The sequence below is a fragment of the Nocardioides glacieisoli genome (genome assembly GCF_004137245.1).
GTDB classification, from domain to species: domain Bacteria; phylum Actinomycetota; class Actinomycetes; order Propionibacteriales; family Nocardioidaceae; genus Nocardioides; species Nocardioides glacieisoli.
In genome coordinates, this window is sequence record NZ_SDWS01000007.1 from 158886 (window position 1) to 177556 (window position 18671).

Sequence of the window (18671 nt, forward strand, 5' to 3'; positions counted from 1 at the left end):
CCTCGGTCAGCTGCCCACCTCGACGTCCGCCGAGAAGGTCTCGCCGCCGAGATCGTCGGCCAGGAGCTGCTCGAGCACCCCGAGCGCACTCGTGGCGTCGCGGCGCAGCCTCCGGGCACTCGTCGGCCGGGCCTGCGCCGGGGGCGGCTCGGTGGTCGCGCCGTCGGACGGCAGCGCGTACGGCGTGGGCGTCTCGACCGGCCCGGTCGTCGGCTCGGTCGTCGGAGTCGGCGAAGGCGTGGGTGTGGCGCTCGGCGGAGGAGCCACGACCACCGATGCGCGCAGTACAGCCGCCTGCTCGTCGAACCATGCCCGCAGCTCACCGAGCGCGTCGTCGCTGAGCGGCGTGGCGCGGTCGGCCACCAGCACCACCTGGAAGGCCAGCGCGGACGTACGACAGCCCTGGCAGGCGGCGGTCAACGACAGCGCGCGGTTGTTGGGAGCGAGCGTCGGGGCGCCGCGCACCACCACGACCTGGACCGAGAGCGCCGTGCTCGTGCAGCCCGTGCATGCCTGCGCCCAGGCGGTGGCGACGTTGTCGAGGTCGGCCCGCTGGGGCCGGGACAGGTAGACGACGTGGAGGGCCGTGCTCTCGCCGGTGCACCCGTCGCAGGTGGTCGAGGTGAGGGCGGCGGTGTCGGCCTCGACCTCACGGCCGCGCGCGCGGCCGACGTCGTGCACGGCGTCGGTGACCGCCGGTTCGACCGCGGTCGGGTGGGCGCTGGCGAGCAGGTCCAGGGCGCCCTGGGTCGGGCCGGGGTGGGCGGCCGGTGCGGAACCGCCGATCGACGCCACGAGGACGAGCGCCGCCACCACGACGGGTACGACGGCGGACCGGGGTTTCACGGCCGGGCCCCGACCTGGACGAAGGTGTCGGCGACCGCCGCGGCGATGTCGACGAGGCTGTCCCGGGTCTTGCGGTTCAGGGAGGACATGTCGGTCAGGGCTCCTTGCTCGAGGGCGCCGTCCCAGGGGACGGTGACCACGCGTTGGCATCGTTTCTCGAAGTGACGCCGCATCTTCTCGGGAGGTGCGGCACCGTGGCGTTCGGCGTTGACGACGACGACGGCGCGGGCGACGAGGTCGCCGAAGCCGTGCTCGTCCATCCAGTCCAGGGTCAGCGCGCCGGCGCGGCCGCCGTCGAGGCCGGCGCGCACCACGAGCACGATCTGGTCGGCCTCGCTGAGCAGCCCCTGGTTGGCGCTGTCGAGGATCCCGGTCCCGGTGTCGAGCAGGATCAGGTTGTAGAAGTGGTCGAGCAGGCCGACGAGGCGGTGGTAGTCCTCGCGGTCCAGCGCCATCCCGATCCGTGGGTCGTCGTCCGAACCGAGTACCTCGAGCCGCGACTCGACGGCCTGCGAGGTGTAGCGCCGCAGGTCGGCATAGCTGCTGATCGTGTCGAGGTCGCGCAGCACGTCGGTGATCGTGCGGTCGTGCGGCGCCGCGACCCGGTGCGCGAGGTTGCCGGCATCGGGGTTGGCGTCGACGGCGATCACGCGGTCCCCCCGCAGCATCGCGAAGGTGCTGCCGAGCGCCAGCGCGATGGTGGTCTTGCCGACCCCGCCCTTGCGGCTCAGCACGACCACGCGGCGCGAGCCCTCGATGGGCGTCCGCAGGCGGCGCTCGAGCTCCTTCAGGCTCAGCTCGGTCGGACCGGGGCCGAGGTTCACGGTGTGGCCGCTCCCCTCGTAGACGGCCCGCCGCCAACCTCGGCGCGGCACCGGCACGCGCGGGGCGTACATCACCGCGTCGGTGAAGTCGGCGGCGGAGAGCACGGGAGGGTCTGGAGCGGGGGGTTCGTCGAGGCGGTGCACACGGTCCTCCAGGGTGCGGACCCGCACCGCTGCGGCCTGGCGTACGGCGGTGGCCAGGGTCACGACGAGGCGCCACAGCACCACCGCCAGGCCGGCCAGCGGCACGAGGATCAGGGCGATCGAGATGACGGACAGGAACATCGCGGGCCAGTCCCGTCGGTCCCAGGCCACGTCGAAGACGAGCTGCTGCAGCGCGATGCCGGCCCGACCGCGGGCGACGAACTCAGGCGTCGCCCAGACGAACCAGACGACCGCGGCGGCCAGCAGCGGCACGACGAGCACCACCCACGCGGTCACGAACCGCCGGGCGCGGGGTCGGAGCTCGGTGACGCGGGGGTCCGCGGGGTGGCCGGGTCGCAGGCTGCGCAGCACCGGACCGACGCGGGCGAAGAGGTCGGGGACCCCGGCGAGGTCGGAGAGGATGAAGTAGCCGTCGAACCGCACGACCGGGATGAGCTGCTGCACCATCTGGATCTGCAGCGCCAGTGCGGTGAGCAGCAGCACCCCGCTCCCGGTCGCGACGTACCCGAGCGCGAGTGCCAGCACCGTCAGGACGTTGAAGTAGAGCCCGCCGAGGTCGGTGCGGATCCGGCCGCCGCGGCCGAGGCGGTAGGAGTCGGTGACGTCGGTGTAGAACGCCGGGAACACGATGTAGACACCGACGCCGATCTCACCGGGCTCGGCGCCCCCGTAGTGGCAGGCCGACGCGTGGCCCAGCTCGTGGACGAGCGCGGAGACGACGAGCAGTCCGTAGATCACCAGCGCCGTCGTCGGGGTCGCGAAGACCTCGTTCACCGCGCGCCAGAAGCCGCCGCCGGCGAGCAGCGCGACGTCGGCGGTGACCATGCCGACCACGGCGGCGAGGACGATCGGCGGCCACCACAGCGGCGTGAGGAGCCCGGCGACGACGCGCGTACGACGGGCCGGGAGCAGCGTGGCCTTGAGGGTGAGCGCCAGCAGCGGGCGCGCACGCGTGGGCCGCAGCGGCTCGTCGGCCTCGTCGGCGACCACGAGGCCCAGGCCCTCGAGCCGGGTGGCGATCAGGTGCTCGACGCCCTCGGCCGTGAGGGTCCGGCCGTACGCCGCACTGACGGCGTCGGCGATCTGGGCGGAGGTGCGCGGCGGGTCGGCGTGCACGACGACCAGGTGGAGGAGCTCCGAGAGCTGGACCACCTGGTCGTCGATCCTGCGGACCAGGAAAGAGGGGTCGCGCAGGCCCGAGCCCTGCACGGGACCCAGCAGGCGCACGCCCAGGGCCCGTCGCCACCGCGACCCTGTGGTGGGCAGTGCGACGTCCCTCTGGTGTGCGCTCTGGGTGCTCATTGCTCCGGCCTGCTCTGGTCTGCTCTGGGTCTGCTCTGGTGGTGGTGGGTGGTTCAGGACGGCGGGTGCGCCAGAGCAAACACACCCGCCGCCTGGTCGGTCACGGCATCTGGACCGAGGCGAGGTACTGCATCGCCAGGGCCTGTGCCTGCGAGTTGATCGTGGCGGCATTGACGGAGATCGCGAGGTTGACGCCCACCACGTTGGCGACGTTGACGCAGGCGAACTGACAGCTGAGGGTCTCGCGGCGGGGAAGGGGTGTTGCCACCTCCGCGTCGAGATCGGCCACTGTGACTACTGGTCCGAACATTCCGGTTCACCCCCTTTCCTGGACGAGGCGCCGGCCCGGAGGACCGGCAGGTGCGCGTGGCCCCCCGCGGTGGGACCACGCGCCTGGAGCATCAGCCCTGCGTGACCGTGATGGCCTGGTAGGCGGCGCTGTTGGCCAGCGAGCCCAGCGATGCGGCGTTGAGGGCCATCGAGCTGTTCGACGCGAAGACGTTGGCCCAGTTGGTGTTGCCGAATGTGAGCGTCTCCCGGATCGGGAGCAGCTCGGTGCGCTCGGAGTCGAGCTCGGCGATGGAAAGTGCGTTGCGCATGGTGTTTCACCTCCCCACGTGGTGCGCGAGTGCTTGCCGGAGCAGTGGACGCGGGACGCCGTGACTCCTGCGTGACACCGACGTGATCGGAGGAGCGGGCGCGACGGCGGTCTAGACCCGGCGCGCGAATTTGGGGGATGTCGGGGCACCGGGCTTCCGGTTCGCGCACAGGAGGAGGACCGTCGAAAGCTGAGTTGCAGTGGCTCCGGCGGTCTCGTCGGCGCCGTGGGTCTTCCTCCGGGGGAGGGTGCCGTCATGAACCAGCACAGCGCAGTTGCTGTCGCTCCGGCCTGCCTGCGGTTGCTGGGCGGCTGGCAGCTGATCGTCGACGGGGTGGAGGTCGGGCTCGGCCACCGCGAGCAGCGGCTGGTCGCCCTGCTGGGACTCACGGACCTCACCGGTCGCGGGCAGGTCGCCAGCGTGCTGTGGCCCGAGAGCACCGACGAGCACGCACTGGGCAGCCTCCGCCGGGCCGTGCGCCAGTGCCGTACGAAGTCCCCCGGTGTGCTGGTCGCCAAGCGGCTGACCGTCGCCCTCGACCCGGGCGTGCGCGTCGACGTCGACGACCTGCGGCGGGCCGCCGGGCTGACCCGGCTGCCGATGACCGACGCGGTGGCTCGCGAGCTGCTCGACTCCCTGCGCGGCCCGGAGCTGTTGCCCGGCTGGTTCGACGACGGGGTCGTCGATGAGCGAGCCGCGCTCGAGCTCCTGCGTGTCGAGGCTCTCGAGCGCATCGCCGAACATGGGCTGCGCCAGGGCGACCACGCCCTCGCCGTCGACGCGTCCGGGATCGCCAGCGCGATCGAGCCGTTGCGCGAGTCGGCACGCGAGCTGGCGATCAGGGGCCACCTCGGGCGGGGCGACGTCGCCCACGCCGCGCACGAGCTCCAGCGCTACGCCGTGGTGCTGGAGGACGAGCTCGGTATCGAGCCGTCGGACCGCATCCGCGCCCTGCTCGAGCCGTCGGTCGCACGGTCGGTCGCAAGGTCGGCGGCACCGTCGGAGCAGCGGGGAGTGGTCACGGTGCCGCGGCAGCGCACGTCCCCGGTCGTCGAGTCGATCCCGGTGCTGCCACCCCCCATGCGCATCGACGAGTGGCTCGAGCAAGGGCGGCGTGGCCACGGCGTACGCCGGGTGCTGGTCGCGCTCGGAGGTGCTGCCGGCATCGCAGCGACCGTGGCGCTCGCGATGGCGACGACCGGACCCGACCCGCGGCTCCCCGCGACGACGGACCCTGGTGACCGCGCCGCGCTGGTCGCTCCGTCGGGCCCTCTCTCCGGTCCGCAGCTGGCCCGGACCGTGCGGGTGCGCCTCGTCGACTCCACCGACGGCTCCGCCGCGTTCGCCGTCCGCGCGACGCCGCTGCCCGCCGAGGTGCACCTCGTGGTGCGTGGTCCGGCAGGCCTCCGCGTCGTACGCGACGTGGTCGTCCGAGCCGCGGACGGTCGTCAGGTCGTCGTCGACGGACTCGACGGCGGGACCTACCAGTGGTCCGCTTCGGCCCCCGCGGCCGGTCAGATCAGCGGCGAGGTGTCCGTGACACCGCCCCCGAAGGAGGAGGCCGTCCGCGATGACGCGCCCATCGGTTCGACCACCGTGGCGCCGGCGGTCGAGACGCCGTCGCAGGCCCCGAGCCCCTCCCCGCAGCCCGTCGTCCAGACCCCGTCCTCGACGTCCACCCCGTCGCCCAGTCCTACGCCCAGTCCCACGCCCAGTCCCACGCCGACGTCCAGCCCCACCGGGTCCCCGACGGATCCCGGCACCGTCGCTCCGACCCCGGTGGGATGAGGAGGTCGTCATGCAGTCGTCCGCCCGATCGCTCCACCGGCCGATCGCGCTGGTCGTCACGCTCCTCGTCGCAGCCGCCTGCCTGGTGGGTGTCGTGCCCCTCCCCGCCACCGGGGATGCGGGCGTCGCGGCCTCCCGGCGGTGGTCGGGCTATGTCATTCCCGCGACCGGCCGGGCGGCCGGCGGCTGGATCGGCGGCTACCGGGTCGACGGGACGCCCGTCTTCCTGACGACCCCGGACAAGTTGCCCAACCGTGCGGGCTACGCGTCACCGGACGAGGTCGGCGACGTGCCCGGCCGCTCGGCTTCCCGGGCCGAGACGGAGCGGGCAGCGTGGATCCTGTCCAAGTACGGCGGCTACCGCGACGCCACCCAGGCGGCTGCCGTCGACGCGAGCGTCTACCACCTGCTGGCGGGCGGAGCCTGGCGGATCACGCGGGCGCGCGGAGCCCGTCGGATCCGCCAGTCGGGCAACGGGCCCGCGGTCGAGCGGTTCGCCAGGATCATGCTGCGCCAGTCGCGGGCGAGCGCCGGGGCCTACACCGCTGCGCTCACCGCGACGACCGCCGACGTGGACGGCACCGTGGCGATCACGCTGGCGGTCACGGACGGTCACGGAAGGCCCGCAAGCGGTCTCCCGGTCTCACTGTCGGTGGCGGGGGTCGCCTCACCGCCGACGGTCACCGGCGACGACGGCCGGGCGATGGCGAGGTTCGCCGCGGACGCCCGCGGCTGGCAGGACGTCACCGCGACCGTCAGCCGGGTGCCCGACCACCGGCTCCACCTGCTGCCGGCGGAGCGTGACTCCCAGGCCTCGGCGGCCCAGGGCGGTGTCCGTCGCACGTTCGCCGTCGCGGGACGCACCGCCGTACGTGGACCGCAGACACTGGGCCTGACCGCGGACCCGGCCCAGCTGCTGGCCGGTGCGTCGGCACGGGTCCTCGCCACGATCGCCGGTGACGGTGTGGGGCGCACGGCCACGGCAGCGCTCCATGGTCCCTTCGCCTCCGCGGCCGCCGTCCACTGCGCCGGGCCGTCGGTCGGCCAGGTGTCGGCCGCAGTCGCAGGCGACGGGACCTACGCGATGCCGTCCCTCGTCCCGGCCGGCGGTGGTCACTACCAGTGGAGGGTGAGCGTCGAGGGCACCGACACCGCGATGCCTGTGTCGTCCTGCGGCGCCCCGGTCACGGTGCGCGCGCGGACGGCGTTGGGACTGACGGCTCCGGCCGCTGCGGCACCCTTCGACGTCATCGCGGCCCAGGTCACCGTCTCGGGTCTTCCGTTCGGTGGTCCGGTCGATGTCACCACCACCCTCTACGGGCCTTTCCCGAACGCGGCGGACGCATGCACGGGCACGCACCGCGATGTCACCCAGCGTCGTCCCGGCAACGGCTCGTTCACGTCGCAGAGCTTCCAGGTCGACCAGCCGGGGTGGTACGCGTGGCGCGCATCGATGCCCGAGGGTGACCTGTGGGTCGGCGCGACGTCGGCCTGCGGCGGTGTGGGGACGCTGACCCAGGTCCAGTAACAAAAAGTCAGGCTTGACTGTTTGTTTGTACGACGGCAGGCTGTGGCCGTGCCCTCCGTCGACAGCCCCGCCCGCGTGCCGCAGGCCGACCGGACCCGGGCGATGCGGGCCCGGCTGCTGGAGGCGACGGTCGAGCTGCTGGTCGAGCGCGGATTCGCCGGGACGTCGACGACCCTCGTCTCCGAGCGGGCGGGCGTGAGCCGGGGCGCGCAGCTGCACCACTTCCCTACCAAGAACGACCTCGTCGTGGCCGCGGTCGAGCACCTGGCGCAGCGGCGCGGGGACGAGCTCGGCGAGGCGGCGACGCGGCTGCCTGAGGGGCAGCGGCGCACCCGTGCCGTGCTCGAGATGCTCGGCGACCACTTCTCGTCCCCGGTCTTCTCCGCGGCCCTCGAGCTCTGGGTGGCCGCCCGCACCGACGAGGCGCTCCGGGCGGCAGTCGGTCCGCTCGAGCAGCGCGTGGGCCGCGAGACGCACCGGCTCACCGTCACGGCGCTGGGGGCCGACGAGTCGAAGCCGGGCGTGCGCGAGCTCGTGCAGGCCACCCTCGACCTGGTCCGCGGGCTCGGCCTGGCGTCCACCATCTCCGACGACTCCGCCCGCCGTCGCCGGATCCTGCGCGAGTGGGCCGACGTGCTCGACAAGGAGATGGTCCGATGAACGCCGTGCTGACGCAGGTCCTCGCCGACCTCACCGCGGAGGGCGACCGGCTCGAGGCGCTGGTCCGCGACCTCGACCCCGCCGGCTGGCAGACCCCGACGCCCGCACCCGGCTGGGACGTCGCGACGCAGGTCGCCCACCTCGCGTGGACCGACGAGGTGGCGCTGAAGGCGGCGACGGACAAGGAGGCCTGGGACACCGTCGTGCTCGGCGCGATCAACGATCCCGAGGATTTCGTCGACCAGCAGGCCCACGAGGTCTCGCGCGACCCCGACCTGATGACGCGCTGGCGCGACACCCGCGCGGCACTGCACGAGGCGCTGACGGCGTACCCCCACGGCGAGAAGATGCCGTGGTTCGGCCCGCCGATGTCGGCCACGTCGATGGCGACCGCGCGGCTGATGGAGACGTGGGCGCACAGCCTCGACGTCCACGAGGGGCTCGGCGTCCCGGTCGAGGACACCGACCGGATCCGCCACGTCGCCCACCTCGGCGTGCGCACCCGCAACTTCGCCTTCGCGGTCCACGGTCTCGACGCACCCGCTGAGGAGTTCCGCATCGACCTCGTCGCGCCGTCCGACGACGTGTGGTCGTGGGGACCGGAGGACGCCGGCCAGACCCTCACCGGGAGCGCCGGCGACTTCTGCCGCCTCGTCACGCAGCGGGTCCACCGTGCCGACACCGACCTCGTCGCCACCGGTGCCGACGTCGACCGCTGGCTCGACATCGCCCAGGCCTTCGCGGGCCAGCCGGGCGAGGGGAGGGCGCCGCGATGATCGACGCCCAGCGACCCGCCGTGCGGATCGGCAACTGCTCAGGCTTCTACGGCGACCGGCTCAGTGCCATGCGCGAGATGCTCGAGGGCGGTCGCCTCGACGTGCTCACCGGCGACTACCTCGCCGAGCTCACCATGCTCATCCTCGGCAAGGACCAGCTCAAGGACCCGAGCCTGGGCTACGCCCGCACCTTCGTCCGCCAGGTCGAGGACTGCCTCGGCCTCGCGCTCGAGAGCGGCGTGAAGCTCGTCGCCAACGCGGGCGGCCTCAACCCCGCCGGCCTCGCCGACCGGCTCCGCGAGGTCGCCACCGGCCTCGGTCTCGACCCGGCGATCGCCCACGTCGAGGGCGACGACGTACGCCATCTGCAGCTCGACGGCGCGCTCACCGCCAACGCCTACCTCGGCGGGTTCGGCATCGCAGCCGCGCTGAGCGCGGGCGCCGACATCGTCGTGACCGGCCGCGTCACGGATGCCTCGCTCGTCGTGGGCCCGGCCGTCGCGCACCACGGCTGGAGCGCGACGTCGTACGACGAGCTGGCGGGCGCTGTCGTCGCCGGCCACGTCATCGAGTGCGGCACGCAGGCGACGGGCGGCAACTTCAGCGGTTTCCTGAGCCTGCCGCACCGTGACCGGCCGCTCGGCTTCCCGGTGGCCGAGGTCGCCGCTGACGGGTCGAGCGTCATCACCAAGCACGCCGGCACGGGCGGCGCGGTCACCGTCGACACCGTCACCGCGCAGCTCGTCTACGAGATCCAGTCCACGCGCTACCTCGGCCCCGACGTCACGGTCCACCTCGACGCGATCCGGCTCGAGGAGGTCGGCGAGGACCGCGTCGCGATCACGAACGTCGTCGGCGAGGCGCCGCCCGAGCACCTCAAGGTCTGCGTCAACGAGTTCGGCGGCTGGCGCAACTCCGCCGAGCTCGTGCTGACCGGGCTCGACGTCGAGGCCAAGGCGGAGTGGGTGCGCGACCAGCTCGGCAGCCGGCTCGCTGCGGCCGAGGTCGTCTGGTCCGACGTCACCGCACCCCCGGCCGATGCGCCCACGGAGGAGTCCGCCTCGAGTCTGCTCCGCTGCACCGTGAAGGACCCGTCGCCCGACCCGGTCGGCCGCGCGTTCACCTCCGCGGTCGTCGAGCTCGCGCTCGGCTCCTACCCCGGCTTCACGATGACGGCCCCGCCCGCCGCGGCCACGCCGTTCGGCATCTACCGCGCGGCGTACGTCGACCGTGCCGACGTCACCCACACCGTCGTCCACGCCGACGGCACCCGCGAGGTCGTCGCCGACCCCGGCCTCGGCGTGCCCCAGGGCGAGGCACCTGGCGCCCGCCCGTCGCCGTACCCCGGGCGCACCGACGTGCTCACCCGCCGCCTGCCGCTCGGCACGTTCGTCCACGCGCGATCCGGCGACAAGGGCGGCGACGCCAACGTCGGGCTCTGGGTGGCGCACGACGGCGTCGGCGCCGGGACGTACGACGCCCGCGTGCAGTGGCTGTTCAAGCTGATGTCGCCGCGCGGGATCCCGGCACTCATCCCCGAGGCCGAGGGACTCGACGTGGAGGTGTGGCTGCTGCCGCACCTCGGTGCGGTGAACCTCGTCCTCCACGGCCTGCTCGGCGACGGGGTCGCCGCCTCGCCGCGCTTCGACCCGCAGGCCAAGGGGCTCGGCGAGTGGCTGCGGTCGCGGCTGGTCTCGATCGAGGACTCGCTCCTGTGACGGCCGAGCGCGAAGCTCTGCGGGCGACCGGGGCGGAGTTCACCCGCCGCGAGGTCGCGCCGCACCTGCAGGAGTGGGAGGACGCGGGCGAGATCCCGCGCGCGCTGCACCGCAGGGCCGGTGACCTCGGGCTGATCGGCATCGCCTTCCCGGAGTCGGTCGGCGGGAGCGGCGGCGACCTGCTCGACTCGGTGGCGATGCAGGAGGCGATGTTCGACGCCGGTGCGTCGAGCGGCCTGATGGCCGGCCTCTTCACCAGCGGGATCGCGCTGCCGCACATCGCGGCGTCCGGCAACCCCGACCTGGTGGACCGCTTCGTCCGACCCACGCTGGCCGGAGACCTCGTCGGCTCGCTGGCGATCACCGAGCCCGGCGGCGGGTCCGACGTCGCGCGGCTGCGGACCACCGCGACCCGCGACGGTGACCACTACGTCGTCGACGGCGCGAAGACCTTCATCACCTCCGGCGTCCGGGCCGACTTCGTCACGGTCGCCGTCCGCACCGGAGGCCCGGGCCACGCCGGGATCTCGCTGCTCGTCGTCGAGAAGGGCACGCCCGGATTCACCGTCGACCGCGGCCTGCGGAAGATGGGCTGGCACTGCTCCGACACCGCCGAGCTGTCCTTCGTCGACTGCCGCGTGCCGGCCGCGAACCTCGTCGGGTCGGAGGGCAGCGGCTTCGGCCAGATCGCCGACCAGTTCGTGGTCGAGCGGATCGCGCTGGCCGTCCACGGCTACGGCATCGCGGCGCGCTCCCTCGACCTCGCGGCGGCGTACGCCCGAGACCGGCAGACGTTCGGGCGGCCGCTGACCGACAACCAGTCCGTCCAGCACACGCTGGTCGAGATGCGTCGCCAGGTCGAGGTCGCCCGCACCTACACGCGCCACGTCGCCGCCCGCCACGTCGCGGGCGAGTTCGTCGTCGCCGAGGCGTGCCTGGCCAAGCAGACCGCGGTGGACTGCGCGGCGTACGTCTGTGACCGCGCGGTGCAGCTGTTCGGCGGCACCGGCTACATGCACGGCACCGAGGTGGAGCGGCACTACCGCGACGCCCGGATCCTGCCGATCGGGGGCGGCGCCGACGAGGTGCTCCGCGACCTGACGGCCAAGCTGATGGGTTATGCGTCTTGAAAGGACTCCCGATGATCAAGCTGCCTTCCCTCGGTGACGAGGTGTCCGTCTGGATGGACGCCCCGCCCGCCGAGGTGTGGGACCTCGTCAGCGACGTCACGCGGATCGGCGAGTTCAGCCCGGAGACCTTCGAGGCGAAGTGGACCCGTGGCTCGACCGGGCCCGAGGTGGGTGCCTACTTCGCCGGCCACGTGAAGCGCAACGGGGTCGGACCGACGTACTGGTCACCGTGCCGCGTCACCGCCTGCGAGCCCGAGAAGGTCTTCGAGTTCTCCGTCGGCACCGACGTCATCACCGTCAACAACTGGGGCTACCGGCTCGAGCCGAAGGACGGCGGGACGCTCGTCACGGAGTACTTCCGGATGGAGCCGTCGCTCTACACGCGCGTCTACTGGACCCTGCTCGGCGCCCTGCGTGGTCGGACGAACCGCAACGGCATGCGCACCACGCTGGAGCGGATGAAGGCGGTGGTGGAGAAGTGACCAACCGGGAGGCCATGCTCGAGAAGATCGCCGACCTCGACGCGCAGCACGCGGTCGCGGTCGCCGGCGGCGGCGAGAAGTACGTCGACCGCCACCACGCACGCGGCAAGCTGACGGCCCGCGAGCGGATCGAGCTGCTCGTCGACCCCGGGTCGGCCTTCCTCGAGCTGTCGCCGCTGGCGGGCTGGGGCTCCGACTTCACCGTCGGCGCGTCGGTCGTGACCGGCATCGGCGTGATCGAGGGCGTCGAGTGCATGATCAGCGCCAACGACCCGACCGTGAAGGGCGGCGCGTCGAACCCCTGGACGGTCAAGAAGATCTTCCGCGCCTCGCAGATCGCCGAGGAGAACAACCTCCCCACCCTCTCGCTCGTCGAGTCCGGCGGTGCCGACCTGCCGACCCAGAAGGAGATCTTCATCCCCGGCGGGCGGCTGTTCCGCGACCTCACGCGCTCGTCGGCGCGCAAGCAGCCGACGATCGCGCTGGTCTTCGGGAACTCGACCGCCGGTGGGGCCTACGTCCCCGGGATGAGCGACTACACCGTCTTCGTCCGCGGCGGTGCCAAGGTCTTCCTCGGCGGCCCGCCGCTGGTGAAGATGGCGACCGGCGAGGAGTCCGACGACGAGTCGCTCGGTGGCGCCGAGATGCACGCCCGAGTGTCCGGCCTCGCCGACTACCTCGCCGAGGACGAGCTCGACGCGATCCGGATCGGGCGGCGGATCGTGGCGCGGTTGAACCGTTCCTCCCGCTGGTCGAGTAGCCGAGCGAGGAACGAGCGAGGCGTATCGAGACCCGCTGACGATGGAGGTCTCGATACGCGGCCGCTCGTCCCTCACGGCCGCTACTCGACCACCGAGGGCTTCGCCGAGCCCGACGCCGACCCCGAGACCCTCCTCGACCTCATTCCGACCGACCTCAAGGAGCCGTTCGACCCCCGCGAGGTGATCGTCCGGATCGTCGACGGCGTGTCCGAGCGCAACGGACGGCCGTTCGACGAGTTCAAGCCGCTCTACGGCACCTCGCTCGTCACCGGCTGGGCAGAGCTCCACGGCCACCCGATCGGCATCCTCGCCAACGCGCAGGGCGTGCTGTTCTCGGAGGAGGCGCAGAAGGCGACGCAGTTCATCCAGCTCGCCAACCAGAGCGACACCCCGCTGCTGTTCCTGCACAACACCACCGGCTACATGGTCGGCAAGGACTACGAACAGGGCGGGATCATCAAGCACGGCGCCCAGATGCTCAACGCCGTCTCCAACAGCACCGTCCCGCACCTCAGCGTGATCATGGGCGCGTCCTACGGCGCCGGCAACTACGGCATGAACGGCCGCGCCTTCGACCCGCGTTTCCTCTTCACCTGGCCGAGCGCGAAGTCCGCGGTGATGGGGCCGGCGCAGCTCGCGGGCGTCCTCTCGATCGTGGCCCGCGCGGCCACCGAGGCCAAGGGGCAGGAGTACGACGAGGAGGGCGACGCCGGCATGCGCGCGATGGTCGAGCAGATGGTCGAGGAGCAGTCCATGCCCTACGCCCTGTCCGGGATGCTCTACGACGACGGGGTCATCGACCCCCGCGACACCCGCACCGTCCTGGCCATCTGCCTGTCCGTCATCTCCAACACCACGTGGACCGGTGCCGGCGGATACGGGGTGTTCCGATGATCTCGCGACTCCTCGTGGCCAACCGCGGCGAGATCGCCCGCCGGGTCTTCGCCAGCTGCCGACGGCTCGGCATCGAGACCGTCGCCGTCCATTCCGACGCCGATGCCGGTCTTCCGTTCGTCGCGGAGGCCGACCACGCCGTACGCCTCCCGGGCAACGCGCCCGCCGACACCTACCTGCGCATCGACCTGCTCATCGAGGCCGCCCGCAGGTCCGGTGCCGACGCGGTCCACCCGGGCTACGGCTTCCTCTCCGAGAACGCTGACTTCGCCCGCGCGGTCATCGACGCCGGCCTCACCTGGGTCGGTCCGCCGCCCGAGGCGATCGAGGCGATGGGCGACAAGGTCCGCGCCAAGGAGATCGCCGCCGCGGCCGGCGTACCCGTCCTGTCGGCACCCGACCGCCCGACCGAGACCGACCTCCCCCTGCTGGTGAAGGCGTCGGCCGGTGGCGGTGGACGCGGCATGCGCGTCGTACGCACCCTCGACCGGCTCGATGCCGAGATCGAGGCTGCCCGGGCCGAGGCCAAGTCGGCGTTCGGTGACGGCACGGTTTTCGTGGAGCCCTACGTCGAGGCCGGGCGCCACGTCGAGGTGCAGGTGATGGCCGACGCGGCCGGCGTGGTCGCGATGGGCACCCGCGACTGCTCCGTGCAGCGACGGCACCAGAAGGTGGTCGAGGAGGCGCCCGCTCCCGGCCTGTCCCCCCAGACCGAGGCGGCGATGTGCGAGGCGGCCGAGCGGCTGGCCGAGGGCATCGGCTACCGCGGCGCCGGAACCGTCGAGTTCCTCCACGACCCGGGCGCCGACCGCTTCTTCTTCCTGGAGATGAACACCCGGCTCCAGGTCGAGCATCCGGTGACCGAGCTGGTCCGCGGGATGGACCTCGTCGAGGCACAGCTGGCCGTGGCCGAGGGCCGCGCGCTGCCGCACGACGTCCCCCATCGCGGTGGCCACGCGATCGAGGTGCGCCTCTACGCCGAGGACGCGACGTACGTCCCCCAGAGCGGCCACCTGCTCACCTTCGACCTCCCGGCCGACGGCGGCTTCGACCTGCTGGGGCGCAGCGGCGTCCGGGTCGACAGCGGCTTCTCGTCGGGTGACGAGGTCTCGACCTTCTACGACGCGATGCTGGCCAAGGTGATGGCGTGGGCGCCGACGCGCGAGCAGGCGATCCGGATGCTCGTCGGCGCCCTCGAGCGCGCCCGGATCCACGGTGTCACCACCAACCGCGACCAGCTCGTCGACATCCTCGGCGACCCGGTCTTCGTGGCGGGGGAGATGACCACGACCTGGCTCGAGTCGCGTCCGATCTCCGCTGAGTCTCCCAGCGACTCACAGGCCAGTGCGCGCACTGCGGTCATCGCGGGGGCACTCATGCTGGCCGCCGACGACGCCGAGCGACGTACGGTCCAGCAGGGCATCCCCGCAGCCTGGCGCAACGTCGTGAGCCAGCCGCAGCGCACCATTTTCGAGGGCCACGAGCCGGTCGAGTGGTGGGGCACGCGCGATGGGTTCGTCGTCGACGGGGTGACGGTGCTGGGGGTCTCCCCGACCCACGCGCGGCTCGAGAGCGACGGCGTCACCACGGAGACGCGCGGACACATGTCGTCCGACGCACCCGGGTCGCCGCGTGAGCTGTGGGTCGACGGACCACTTCTGTCCGCGCGTCTACGCGAGGTCCCGCGCTTCACCGATCCTGCCGACGCGGTGGCGAGCGGCTCGTTGCTCGCGCCGATGCCGGGCACGGTCGTCAAGGTCGCGGTCGAGGCCGGCACGCCGGTCGCCGCCGGCGACGTCGTCCTCGTCCTCGAGGCGATGAAGATGCAGCACACCGTGACCGCGCCGCACGCCGGCACCGTCACCGAGATCAACGTCGAGCCCGGTGCGCAGGTCGCGTCCGGGGAAGTCCTGGCCGTAGTGGAGGAAGACGCATGAGCAACTTCAGCGAGACCGAGGAGCGCATCGAGCTGCGGCGTCAGGTCGCCAAGCTCGCGAAGGGCTACGGCCGCGCGTGGTTCACCGAGCGCGCCCGCGCCGGCGAGAAGACCACCGACCTCTGGATGGAGATCGCCAAGGCGGGCTACCTCGGCGTCAACATCCCCGAGGAGTACGGCGGCGGGGGCGGCGGCATCGGCGACGTGGCCGCCGTCTGCGAGGAGCTCGCCGCGCAGGGCTGCCCGCTGCTGATGATGGTCGTCAGCCCGGCGATCTGCGGCACGGTCATCGCCCGCTACGGCACCGAGGAGCAGAAGCAGAGGTGGCTCCCCGGCATCTGCGACGGCACCGGCACGATGGCGTTCGCGATCACCGAGCCGGACGCCGGCACCAACTCCCACAACATCACCACCACGGCCCGCCGCGACGGTGACGAGTGGGTGCTCAAGGGCCAGAAGATCTACATCTCCGGTGTCGACGAGGCGGCCAACGTCCTGGTCGTCGCGCGGGCCGAGGACGCGAGGACGGGCAAGCTCAAGCCCTGCCTCTTCGTGGTCCCGACCGACTCCGCGGGCTTCGAGTTCACTGCGATCCCGATGGAGATCGTCAGCCCGGAGAGCCAGTTCCAGGTGTTCATCGATGACGTCCGGCTCCCCGCCGACGCGATCGTCGGCGACGAGGACGGCGGTCTGGTGCAGCTGTTCGCCGGGCTCAACCCCGAGCGGATCATGGCGGCGTCCTTCTCGACCGGCCTGGCGCGCCACGCGCTGGAGAAGGCGTCGGCGTACGCCCAGGAGCGCACGGTCTTCAAGGCCCCGATCGGGTCGCACCAGGCGATCGCCCACCCGCTCGCGATGGCCCACATCGAGAACGAGCTCGCTCGCCTGATGACCCAGAAGGCGTCCGCGCTCGTCGACGCCGGCGACGACATGGCTGCAGGCGAAGCCGCCAACATGGCGAAGTACGCCGCCGCCGAGGCCGCCGTCCACGCCGTCGACGCGGCCGTGCAGACCCACGGCGGCAACGGGATCACCCAGGAGTACGGCATGGCCGGCATGCTCGTCGCCGCCCGCGCCGGGCGGATCGCCCCGGTGAGCCGGGAGATGATCCTCAACTTCGTCGCGATGCACTCGCTCGGGCTCCCGAAGTCCTACTGAGATCACTCGCAGGTGTCGACGCGGGCCACCCGCCACTCGACCGGGCCCTCCACGACGACAGTCCTGATGAGCTCGCCGTCGGCGTCGTAGCCGGAAACCCTAGTCCGCGCCCAGCACCAGGAAGGCAGTTCGCCGCTCCTCCGGCGCGGCTGAGCGGGGGGCTGACGGCCACTGGCGCGAACGGCCTGCATGGTGTCGGCGGGCGGTGGCAGGGTGTACGCCGTGGCCCTCGCAGACCGTCCGCTCGTCCCCGAGGAGTGGGTGCAGCGGATCGACGCCGTGCTCGGCAGGCTGCCGCGCTGCGAGCAGGAGGCGGCGTGGACCGGCACCCGCTGGCGGGTCGGCGGCGCGACGATCGCGCACGTCTTCGGGGGCGAGGACCAGCTCTTCCGGATCACGTTCCGCGGTGAGCCCGACGAGGTCGCGGCCTTCGAGCACCTGGGCGATCCCTACTTCCGCTCCGGCTGGGGTGGCAACGCCATCGGGATGCTGCTGGACGAGGACACCGACTGGCAGGAGCTCGCCGAGCTGCTGACCGACTCCTACTGCATCCAGGCACCCGCCCGACTCGCCGAGAAGGTCGAGCGCCCCGGTCAGTCCGCTTCCCAGTAGGGACCGCGTCGGTAGGGGTCGCGCTCGATCGTCACGACGGGGCGACGCTCGGTGACGTACGTCCGGCGCAGCTGTCCGTCGTCGCCGCGCACCATCCGCGCCACCCGGAAGTTCACGTAGGTCGTCGTGTAGGCGTTGCGGGAGTTGCGCTTCTTCTTCCACTGGTAGTCGAAGTTGCGGACGTACTTCCGCGTGAGCTTCGCCCCCTTGACGGTCATCCGGACCTCGTCGTTGCCCGGGCTGAGGCTCGCCCAGTTCGAGGACCCGGTGACCACCAGGTGCGAGTTCGGGACGCCGTCGAAGGTGCCCTGGATCGTCAGGTACTTCTGGTGCGAGTAAAAGTTGAGGATCAGGTCGTCCTTGCCGTCCTTGTTGAGGTCGTAGTTGTCGTCCGGGTTGTAGTCGAGCCCGGTCGAGCGCAGCGGGATCCGGCCACGGCTCGTGGGCTTCCCGATGACCTTCTTGGTGTGGAAGCCGATCAGGCCGTAGCTCACGCGGACCTTGCAGCCCTCGGCGAACTTGTCGCGGATGGCCGCGGCCAGGTAGTCACCGCGGCGACCACGCATCGTGTGCATCGACAGGGCGAGGCGGGTCCGGGTCTGCCCGCCGGAGGCCGTCGGGGTGAGGCACTGCACCTTGGCGAGCGTGTCGAGGACGAGGTCGTTGCGCGGTCCCGACGGCCGCGGATAGGCCCACACCGTGTGCTTGTCCACGGCCTCGTCGCACGCGGGACCGGTGGGCGTGCCGCAGAAGAAGCGGGCCGGCCGGCGCGTCTCGTGGTCGACGGCCATGTCGTCGAACAGCCCCGCGAGCTGGCGGTGGAGCGCGTGGTCGCCGGAGGTGAAGTAGAGGTCGTTCCACTGGTGGATGGCCGCGTTGAGCATGAGGTTCGCCGAACCCACGGCCACCACGTCGCGCGACGCCCCGGCCCGGGAGAAGAGGTAGAACTTGGAGTGCATGTTGTTGAACTTGTTGTCCGTTGCGCGGCAGCCTGCCGTGCAGCGGTAGATGAAGCTGTCGGCGCTCCGCTTCGCGCCGATCCGTTTGCGGACGACCCGCATCGCCTTCGTGTACTGGTGGTCGTTGAGCAGCATCTGCACCTTCACGCCACGCTTGTGCGCGGCGACCAGTGCCTCGGCGACGGGCATCCGGTCGAACGAGTAGACCGCGATCCGGATGGTCGACCCGGGCCTCGTGTGGCGGATCGTCTGGATGACCTTCCGCTCGATGCGGAAGTAGCCCTTCTTGCGGCGGGGATCGTTGAAGAACGGCCCCTGCGGTGCGGTCCAACGGCGCCTCTCGGAGGACAGCGCCAGGTCGCCGGCCCCCGGCCGGTCCGCCGCCACCACCGCCCCCGACGGGGCGGCAGCGGTCGCTGCCTCCCCTCCCGGGGTGCCGACGATCAGGCACAGGACGAGCAGGAAGAAGGCAGACCTCGACAAGACGCACCCCTCTGGCCACCCCCACGGTGGCGCATCGCGGACCAACACGC

General features: G+C 72.2%; 16 protein-coding genes. 11 read left to right on the forward strand and 5 right to left on the reverse strand.

The genetic code is table 11. From position 1 onward, the window contains the following. Positions 1-6: 6 nt before the first annotated feature. From EUA06_RS15865 to EUA06_RS15880, 4 genes are all read right to left on the reverse strand, one after another. Positions 7-846: a hypothetical protein gene (locus tag EUA06_RS15865; RefSeq protein ID WP_129477536.1), complete on the reverse strand. Its 840-nt coding sequence runs from the start codon at positions 844-846 to the stop codon at positions 7-9. Beyond that, a complete protein-coding gene (locus EUA06_RS15870; protein ID WP_129477538.1) occupies positions 843-3137 on the reverse strand; it encodes a nucleotide-binding protein in 2295 nt (764 codons plus the stop codon). The genes EUA06_RS15865 and EUA06_RS15870 overlap by 4 nt, the downstream gene beginning before the upstream one ends. A 100-nt stretch (positions 3138-3237) precedes the next feature. Next, positions 3238-3426, reverse strand: coding sequence for a hypothetical protein (locus tag EUA06_RS15875; protein WP_129477540.1), 189 nt, complete (start codon positions 3424-3426; stop codon positions 3238-3240). A gap of 112 nt (positions 3427-3538) precedes the next feature. Continuing rightward, complete coding sequence (locus EUA06_RS15880) at positions 3539-3736, reverse strand: hypothetical protein (RefSeq protein ID WP_129477542.1); 198 nt, start codon at positions 3734-3736, stop codon at positions 3539-3541. 255 nt (positions 3737-3991) lie between these two features. Here EUA06_RS15880 and EUA06_RS15885 point away from each other — a divergent pair, with 255 nt between their 5' ends. The 11 genes from EUA06_RS15885 to EUA06_RS15935 all read left to right on the forward strand — a co-directional run bounded on the left by EUA06_RS15885 (position 3992) and on the right by EUA06_RS15935 (position 17179). After that, entirely contained in the window at positions 3992-5524 is a 1533-nt protein-coding gene (locus EUA06_RS15885) for an AfsR/SARP family transcriptional regulator (RefSeq protein ID WP_129477543.1), read from the forward strand. Positions 5525-5534: 10 nt separating this feature from the next. After that, complete coding sequence (locus EUA06_RS15890; RefSeq protein WP_129477545.1) at positions 5535-7052, forward strand: Ig-like domain-containing protein; 1518 nt, start codon at positions 5535-5537, stop codon at positions 7050-7052. 48 nt (positions 7053-7100) lie between these two features. Beyond that, entirely contained in the window at positions 7101-7712 is a 612-nt protein-coding gene (locus tag EUA06_RS15895; protein ID WP_340640793.1) for a TetR/AcrR family transcriptional regulator, read from the forward strand. Beyond that, complete coding sequence (locus EUA06_RS15900; protein WP_129477547.1) at positions 7709-8488, forward strand: TIGR03084 family metal-binding protein; 780 nt, start codon at positions 7709-7711, stop codon at positions 8486-8488. The genes EUA06_RS15895 and EUA06_RS15900 overlap by 4 nt, the downstream gene beginning before the upstream one ends. Beyond that, positions 8485-10206, forward strand: coding sequence for an acyclic terpene utilization AtuA family protein (locus tag EUA06_RS15905; RefSeq protein WP_129477549.1), 1722 nt, complete (start codon positions 8485-8487; stop codon positions 10204-10206). Before EUA06_RS15900 ends, EUA06_RS15905 begins: the two co-directional genes overlap by 4 nt. Next, positions 10203-11336, forward strand: coding sequence for an acyl-CoA dehydrogenase family protein (locus tag EUA06_RS15910; protein WP_129477551.1), 1134 nt, complete (start codon positions 10203-10205; stop codon positions 11334-11336). Before EUA06_RS15905 ends, EUA06_RS15910 begins: the two co-directional genes overlap by 4 nt. A gap of 11 nt (positions 11337-11347) precedes the next feature. Beyond that, a complete protein-coding gene (locus EUA06_RS15915; protein WP_129477553.1) occupies positions 11348-11818 on the forward strand; it encodes an SRPBCC family protein in 471 nt (156 codons plus the stop codon). Positions 11819-11832: 14 nt separating this feature from the next. Beyond that, positions 11833-13473, forward strand: coding sequence for an acyl-CoA carboxylase subunit beta (locus tag EUA06_RS15920; protein ID WP_129477826.1), 1641 nt, complete (start codon positions 11833-11835; stop codon positions 13471-13473). After that, positions 13470-15410: an ATP-binding protein gene (locus EUA06_RS15925; RefSeq protein WP_129477555.1), complete on the forward strand. Its 1941-nt coding sequence runs from the start codon at positions 13470-13472 to the stop codon at positions 15408-15410. The genes EUA06_RS15920 and EUA06_RS15925 overlap by 4 nt, the downstream gene beginning before the upstream one ends. After that, a complete protein-coding gene (locus tag EUA06_RS15930) occupies positions 15407-16567 on the forward strand; it encodes an acyl-CoA dehydrogenase family protein (RefSeq protein ID WP_129477557.1) in 1161 nt (386 codons plus the stop codon). The genes EUA06_RS15925 and EUA06_RS15930 overlap by 4 nt, the downstream gene beginning before the upstream one ends. A 222-nt stretch (positions 16568-16789) precedes the next feature. Next, positions 16790-17179, forward strand: coding sequence for an MmcQ/YjbR family DNA-binding protein (locus EUA06_RS15935; protein WP_242498191.1), 390 nt, complete (start codon positions 16790-16792; stop codon positions 17177-17179). Here EUA06_RS15935 and EUA06_RS15940 read toward each other — a convergent pair. Further along, positions 17161-18621, reverse strand: a complete 1461-nt coding sequence (locus EUA06_RS15940) for a phospholipase D-like domain-containing protein (RefSeq protein ID WP_165354418.1) — start codon at positions 18619-18621, stop codon at positions 17161-17163. The genes EUA06_RS15935 and EUA06_RS15940 overlap by 19 nt on opposite strands. Between the last annotated feature and the right edge of the window lie 50 nt (positions 18622-18671).

Coding starts and splice junctions, on each gene's coding strand:
- EUA06_RS15870 (WP_129477538.1), bottom strand. CDS start 3,137: ATGAGCACCCAGAGCGCACACCAGAGGGACGTCGCACTGCCCACCACA.
- EUA06_RS15880 (WP_129477542.1), bottom strand. CDS start 3,736: ATGCGCAACGCACTTTCCATCGCCGAGCTCGACTCCGAGCGCACCGAG.
- EUA06_RS15885 (WP_129477543.1), top strand. CDS start 3,992: ATGAACCAGCACAGCGCAGTTGCTGTCGCTCCGGCCTGCCTGCGGTTG.
- EUA06_RS15890 (WP_129477545.1), top strand. CDS start 5,535: ATGCAGTCGTCCGCCCGATCGCTCCACCGGCCGATCGCGCTGGTCGTC.
- EUA06_RS15900 (WP_129477547.1), top strand. CDS start 7,709: ATGAACGCCGTGCTGACGCAGGTCCTCGCCGACCTCACCGCGGAGGGC.
- EUA06_RS15905 (WP_129477549.1), top strand. CDS start 8,485: ATGATCGACGCCCAGCGACCCGCCGTGCGGATCGGCAACTGCTCAGGC.
- EUA06_RS15915 (WP_129477553.1), top strand. CDS start 11,348: ATGATCAAGCTGCCTTCCCTCGGTGACGAGGTGTCCGTCTGGATGGAC.
- EUA06_RS15920 (WP_129477826.1), top strand. CDS start 11,833: ATGCTCGAGAAGATCGCCGACCTCGACGCGCAGCACGCGGTCGCGGTC.
- EUA06_RS15925 (WP_129477555.1), top strand. CDS start 13,470: ATGATCTCGCGACTCCTCGTGGCCAACCGCGGCGAGATCGCCCGCCGG.
- EUA06_RS15930 (WP_129477557.1), top strand. CDS start 15,407: ATGAGCAACTTCAGCGAGACCGAGGAGCGCATCGAGCTGCGGCGTCAG.